The sequence below is a fragment of the Thermogladius sp. genome (assembly GCF_049970955.1).
GTDB lineage: Archaea > Thermoproteota > Thermoprotei_A > Sulfolobales > Desulfurococcaceae > Thermogladius.
The window spans coordinates 1-6,612 of sequence record NZ_JBMFLY010000024.1; the positions used below are offsets into that span (position 1 = coordinate 1).

The window sequence follows — 6,612 nt, forward strand, 5'->3', positions numbered from 1 at the left end:
TGTACATCTACAACCCGACCACGCAGAGGAGTAGCACGATCTACAGGCCTTACGGCTACACAGTCATTAACAACAACTTGTACGTGGCTGTGTATGCCTACGGCTCCGGAATGGTCAAACTACTGAAGATAACTCCGGCCTTGACAGTCTCGTACATCAACGTCGACGTCGGTCTGAGACCACACGTGGTCTCGGGCCAAACCACGTTCGCCGTCGCCTACATCAAGGGGACCAGTATTACGACAGGGTATCCCGTGGCTGTGATATACGATGCTAAGACAGGCTCCGTAGTCAACTCCGTTATACTGTCGGCAGGAGGCGGGAGCTCCTTCATGAGCCCCCAGAACATGCCGTTCCTGTCCTTCTCGAGAGGCTTCTACGTGAGTACATGGCTGGCCAACAACCCGTCATCTATTTTCGCGTTCGCGTTCGACGAGCTGGGTAGCGGCGTCATGGTGTCCTCGCCCATCATCCCCACAACCGGCTTCAACCTGACACCTCTAGGTCTGAGGACGATCGGCTCCAACTTTGTAATAGTGTACTCGGGCGTCAACTCGACATACACCTCCACGCTTAAAATATACGTGGGCACTATAGGAGTAGACCTACCAACCTCGGCTAGAGTCGCGGTCTTGTACGACCCGTTGGGAGACGACTTCGGGGCCGGCAGCATAACTTACCCGACGAACCCCGTCTTCCAGCCCGGCGTCTTCGACTTGAAGGCGTTCTACCTGTACCAGGACTCGAACTACTGGTACTTCAAGGTACAGGTGAACAACCTGGGCGGCAACCCGTGGAACGGCCCGGCCGGCTTCTGCCTACAGTACATCCATATATACATTAGGACGACCGCGGAAATGCCTGCCAACACGGCGACCTTCGGTTTAAACGTCTCGGTCTATCCAGGGTGGCATTACGCTCTGTTGCTAGCGCCGGGCTGGGGCGACACCCCTGTCCCCGACGGGCAGGTCTCCGCGATATACGACGCGACTGGTAGCCTGGTAGCCGACGCTTACCACAACTCCACTGTGTTCAGGGTCACCGTAGACCCGATAAACAACACGGTCCTGGCCGTTGTCTCGAAGAGCATCTTCAAAGACACACTCGTCAACAACTGGTACTTCTCAATCATGCTGGCGGGTTACGACGGCTATGGGCCTATGAAGGTTAGACCTATAGTAGCTGGGCCTGCTCAAGAGTGGCAGTTCGGTGGAGGCGATTCGGCCGCGATCAACGCAGGCGTACAGCCGCTCGCCATAGACGTTCTGCTACCCACAGTCGACCTCCAGAAGTCCATGCTGTCGTCTTACAGCGTCTCGCCGCCACAATTTGCTACAGTATACATGATTACACTGACAGGGCAAGTGGTGTCGCCAACCACCACCCCACCCACTACCACGACTACTACGACGACCACACCTACAACTACACCAACCACGACTCCTACAACAACCCCCGTGACAACTACTACGACGACCACGACTACTACCGTACCTCCGACCCCCACCCCTACTCCAACACCGACCCCGACCCCAACTCCGACTCCAACCCCAACACCAACGCCAACTCCAACACCCACACCGACCCCCACCCCAACAACTCCACCTCTCAAGCTACTTGGCTCTGTGACAGACCCCGTTGGCGACGATAAGGGCTACGGCGGCCTGAAGTACCCGACAGCAGACGTGTTTAAGCCCGGAGTGTTCGACATAACCAAGTACGCCGTCTACACTGACGGGCAGTACCTGTACTTCAAGATCACCTTCAAGAACCTGGGCGGCAACCCGTGGAACGGCCCGGCCGGCTTCTGCCTACAGTACATCCATATATACATTAGGACGACCGCGGAAATGCCTGCCAACACGGCGACCTTCGGTTTAAACGTCTCGGTCTATCCAGGGTGGCATTACGCTCTGTTGCTAGCGCCGGGCTGGGGCGACACCCCTGTCCCCGACGGGCAGGTCTCCGCGATATACGACGCGACTGGTAGCCTGGTAGCCGACGCTTACCACAACGCAACCCTATTCAGGGTCTACGTCGACCCGGCTGACAACAACACGATCGTGGCCCAGGTGGCGATGAGCCTGTTAAAGGACTCGGCTAACGCCGACAAATGGGTCTACCTGGTAGCAGTGGCCAGCTACGACGGCTTCGGGTACATGAAGGTAAGGACCGCCCAGCCCGGTGACCCAGGCCAGTGGGTGCTGGGAGGCGCCGACCCCAAGGCCGTCTTGGCGGGTGTGCAGCCTCTAGCCATCGACATCGTGGCCCCAACAGCCCAGGACCAGTACAGGATGCTCAGCAGCTACGACACCACTACAGGGAAGTTCGCTGTAGTGTACGGTGTGAACCTGAAAGGCGAGCTCGTATCGCCCACACCGCCTCCAACCATGCCCTCTGTGCCCATCACCACCGTCACAGTGACCCAGTCTACGACAACGACGGTCACACAGACCGCTACTCAAACCGCCACCGCGACCGCCACGACCACCTACACGACCACCACGTACGTGACGACCTACGACTACACGCCGACTATGGCTATCGGAGGAGTCCTCGTAGTAATAGCCTTGGGTCTACTAGCCGGGATCCTGAGGAAGAAGTAGGGGGATCACACAAACCCTTTTTTCCCAACAAGCCTCAACCGCCCGTCTCAACTTTTAAACCTCTAAGTACAGAGTAACTGCTTGAGTGATGAGGCCGACATAAGCAGACCGCGTGAAGAAGGGTCGATTGGCTGACTATCCTCAGAACTCGCATAGGGCCTGTAACAGCACCGGGTTTTCGATGTGGACTAGTGTGACAATGGAGCTGTCAAACCTGTACTCGCTAAGCCCGACGAGCTTCTCGTGCCTGCTGATGTCGGCCTCTGACAGGGCATGGCCCGTGTAGCTCGTCTCGACCCAGGCCACAAAGCTCGCCTCTTCCAGGACGCCGTACTTCCTGATCAGCGGGGACAGGTAGTCTTCTCTCGACAGTGAAAACGTCGTACCCGGGTGGTACGGCCCCGTGGCAGGCAACACTACTAGCTCGCCCCCTCCGGTCAACGGCATCCTTAAGAAGACAGGCATCTTACCCCCGAAGCAGCGTATGCTGGGGTGCTCGTGCCCTATCACGACATGGCTGTAGCGCGAGGGGTCTACGTCCAAGTGGCCGTGGGTGATGAGGAACCCGCTACTGGTCTCGATGGAGTCGACGATTAACACGTCCTTTTCCTCGAGAACCCTCTTGACGAAGTTGTCGTGGTTCCCCCGTACGACCGTAACCTCGTCGACGCCGCCCTCTCTTATAAAGTCGATCAACCTCGACACCTCCTCCTTCTCCTGCCTCAGTAGCCTGTCAAAAGCGTGCTTCAGGTCCCCGTTTATGATGACCCTACCCGGCCTCCGAATCTTGAAAGCCCTCGCGAGCATCTCTACGGTGCGCCTGAACTGGATCCTGGGCAGGAACACGCCAGCGTACCCGCTCCTCCCCCTCAGGCTGTATTCAAGGCCCTTTGCGGCCGCCTCTTCAAAGCCGAGGTGGAGGTCCGACATGACCAGGGCGTCCAGCTCGCTCAAGTAGGCGAAGGGGAGCCCGGGGTAGATGTACAGCCCGTCGACCAGCTTGTAAAGGCTTGGCTTAGTCTCGACCAGAGCCAGACACCTTTCAGAGTCGATCAACTGGTCAAAAATCCTATTATTCTTCACGCCTGAGACGTGATCCTGGGAAGCAACCACGAAGAGGCGGGTTAAATATAAAAGCCCCGTTCATTTAAGGAATTGGGATGGTGGGCCCGTAGCTCAGCCTGGTAGAGCGGCGGGCTCTTAACCCGTAGGTCCCGGGTTCAAATCCCGGCGGGCCCGCTCCTCATTCTCTCTCGTAAACGTAGGTTACGACTGCCAGTATCAGCGTTACGGAGCCCAGCACGAAGAGAAGGATCGCCGGTATAACGAGGATGGCGTGTGGGCGTGTCTCGAACGAGGTCTTGTAGGCGAACACGAGACTACCCGGGTCAGCGACTTCTATGTAGATGTTCGAGTCGTTGAAAGACGACGTCGTACTCCCCCCGGGCGGGATACTCAGGTTTATCGAGGACATGTTGCTAAGAGTGATGTTCACTCTGACACTATTATTGCCTCGGTTGTGGATAGTCAAGCTACAGGGGGCTTCAAGAGGGACTGTCTCGTTGAGCATCGAGAGCAGGTGGAAGAAGCGGGGAGGGTTTGAGACGAGTACGTCGAAAACGGACTCCTTGGTCACAAGTACTTCTCTCGACGCCTCTATGGACAACAGGTTCGAACCCACGAGTAGTGCGATCGCGACGATGAAAAAAGTTACTGAGGTCCTCAATCTTCCACCTGGCAAACCTGTTTCAGCGTCAATAAATACTAACCCTCCCATAATCTTTATTTAAGCGTATCGACGCGACGAGGTCTAAACATGCCTGCGAAGAAAAGTAGGGAGCGGGCCCGCCCGCGTACCTTGAAAGCTGTGCTCGCTAAACCGGTGATAGTCTATCTCCTCTTAATCGCCGCCCTGTGGTTTACTCCGCAGGTGACTCTGAGTAGTGAGGGGGCGCCAGTTTCTCTGAGTTACGAGGATGTTTACTACTGCTTCTACGTCGAGAACGTGACTCTCTACTTACAACCCCAAACGAGTGGTCCGCTCGACGTACCGGTCTACGTGTACTTGTACACGGGCAACTCTTCAGCAGAGTACAGGCTGGCGTCTTTCAGGTATTACGCAAACATTCCTTTCTACGACGATATAGGGGGCTCGTGCATCCGCCTCAACAAGAGTATGGCCGATATACCGTTGAACACCGGCTTACGTATATTAGTTAAGCTCCCGGGCTTCTATCTAGCCCCGATGCCGCCTAGCGGTATGGTGAGCTTTGGTAACGGGAGTTACCTACTCCTCTTCCACCAGGCCGGCTACGCCACTGTCTACTCGAATCTCACAATCTACATCGATAGCCCGGTCGTCACTGTGACCAACAATCTAGGTTTCGACGTGTACGGTGTATTGAACGCGGTCTCTGCCAATGGGACGCTCGTCCAAGAAAAACTGTATCTGCGGCCACGCTCCTCTACGAGCATTCACCTCATAGGGAATTACACTGCTGTACACCCCGTCTTGTACGCCCGCGTGCTTTTCCTGACGGCGAGAGTTGACGGCTCTTCAACGTATTTGTCTCTAAAAGACAATATGCCTGTTATCGCAGGACTACTAGCAATTCCAGTGGCGTTGTACACTTATTCTAGGTGGAAGACAAGTAGGTGAGCCGATCAAAGCACAAAATGTTTATATATTCAACGCGTATTTCAATAAATGTGGTGCAGTGCATGCGACTCGTCACGAGAGTCTCCTCTATACTATTGGCTATAATATTGATCGCTATAATCCCTCTAGCAAATCTGGGAGCCGCTCAGCAGGTTCAGCCAGGCCCGGCCTCCGACCAGATCACCTTCATAAGGGTCGCTATAGAGCAGGTCCCCGACGCGATCAAGAACAACCAGATCGACATGTACTACTTCGCTCTGAGACCCCTACAGGCCCAGAAGATACAGCAGGACGTCCCTAACGCAGTGCTATGGCAGGCGCCGGCTGGTTTAATAGACCTGATACTCAACCCGGCACCGGTCTCAGTCATAACGCTCAACGGTACGCTCACCATAAAGCAGGCCGCGGCCGCTCTGGGCGTCCCGCTGGCGGCTATCGTGGGCTTCAGGACTACCGGCAACCAGACGATCGTCGAGCTGGGCGCCAACCCCAACACCAGTAGCATCAACCCGTTCGCCTTCAAGCAGATTAGGTGGGCCATGAACTACCTGGTCGACAGAGACACTATAGTCTCGCAGATCCTCAAGGGCTTCGGTGTACCGATGTACACCTTCCTGAGTCAGTACGACCCTACCTACACGATAATAGCCGACATCGTGGCTAGGTACGAGTTCAGGTACGACCCATCGTACGCTGACAGCATCATAACCAGCGTCCTGACGTCGGTGGGCGCCCAGAAGATCGGCGGTGTATGGTACTACGGCGGTAAGCCGATAGCGATAAACTTCATTATCAGAATCGAGGACGAGAGGTACGACATCGGTAACATGGTGGCTACCGACCTAAAACTGCTGGGCTTCACAGTGAACGTGTTGCCGATGAGGTTCACCGAAGCGATCAACACCGTGTACGGCACCGACCCGATGGAATTCGCGTGGCACATCTACACGGAGGGCTGGGGTAAGGGCGGCATAACCAGGTGGGATACCGCTACAGTAGCACAGTTCTCCGCCCCGTGGTTCGGATACATGCCCGGCTGGCAGGAGCCAACCTTCTGGAACTACCAGAACGACACGATAGACGACCTCACCCTCAGGATCTACACGGGCAACTTCACCAGCCAGAGCGAGTTCGTACAGCTGTATAGGAAGGCAACGGAAATGGCTATACAGGAGTCCGTTAGGGTCTGGATCGCCACCAGGCTAGACACCTGGGTGACCACCAACCAGGTACAGGGCATTACTCTGGACTTGGGTGCCGGCGTGAGAGGTATATGGAACGTCAGAGAGGCGTTCATACCTGGTAAGCCTGCGCTGACTATAGGCCACTTGTGGGTCTACACAGCGG

Annotated in this window: 5 protein-coding genes and 1 tRNA gene; 4 read left to right on the plus strand and 2 right to left on the minus strand. The window is 55.9% G+C overall.

Going from position 1 to position 6,612, the window contains the following annotated elements; genetic code table 11:
* On the plus strand, nt 1-2,606 hold a 2,606-nt coding region (locus tag ACP5VX_RS04370), incomplete at its 5' end, for a glucodextranase DOMON-like domain-containing protein (protein WP_428724677.1).
* Between the two features lie 141 nt (nt 2,607-2,747).
* Here the strand turns inward: ACP5VX_RS04370 and ACP5VX_RS04375 are convergent.
* Nucleotides 2,748-3,662 (minus strand): metallophosphoesterase, encoded by a 915-nt coding sequence (locus ACP5VX_RS04375; protein WP_428724678.1) that lies wholly within the window; start codon nt 3,660-3,662, stop codon nt 2,748-2,750.
* 109 nt (nt 3,663-3,771) lie between these two features.
* Between ACP5VX_RS04375 and ACP5VX_RS04380 the strand changes: the two genes are divergently transcribed.
* A tRNA-Lys gene (locus ACP5VX_RS04380) sits at nt 3,772-3,845 on the plus strand.
* Between the two features lie 4 nt (nt 3,846-3,849).
* On the opposite strand, the gene ACP5VX_RS04385 is transcribed toward ACP5VX_RS04380, so the two are convergent.
* Nucleotides 3,850-4,332: a hypothetical protein gene (locus tag ACP5VX_RS04385; RefSeq protein WP_428724679.1), complete on the minus strand. Its 483-nt coding sequence runs from the start codon at nt 4,330-4,332 to the stop codon at nt 3,850-3,852.
* Between the two features lie 132 nt (nt 4,333-4,464).
* Here ACP5VX_RS04385 and ACP5VX_RS04390 point away from each other — a divergent pair, with 132 nt between their 5' ends.
* Nucleotides 4,465-5,265 carry a hypothetical protein gene (locus ACP5VX_RS04390; RefSeq protein ID WP_428724680.1) on the plus strand — a complete coding sequence of 267 codons (801 nt, stop codon included), beginning with the start codon at nt 4,465-4,467 and terminating at the stop codon, nt 5,263-5,265.
* A 62-nt stretch (nt 5,266-5,327) separates the two neighbouring features.
* Nucleotides 5,328-6,612 (plus strand): ABC transporter substrate-binding protein (locus ACP5VX_RS04395; protein ID WP_428724689.1); only part of this gene is annotated, 1,285 nt, incomplete at its 3' end.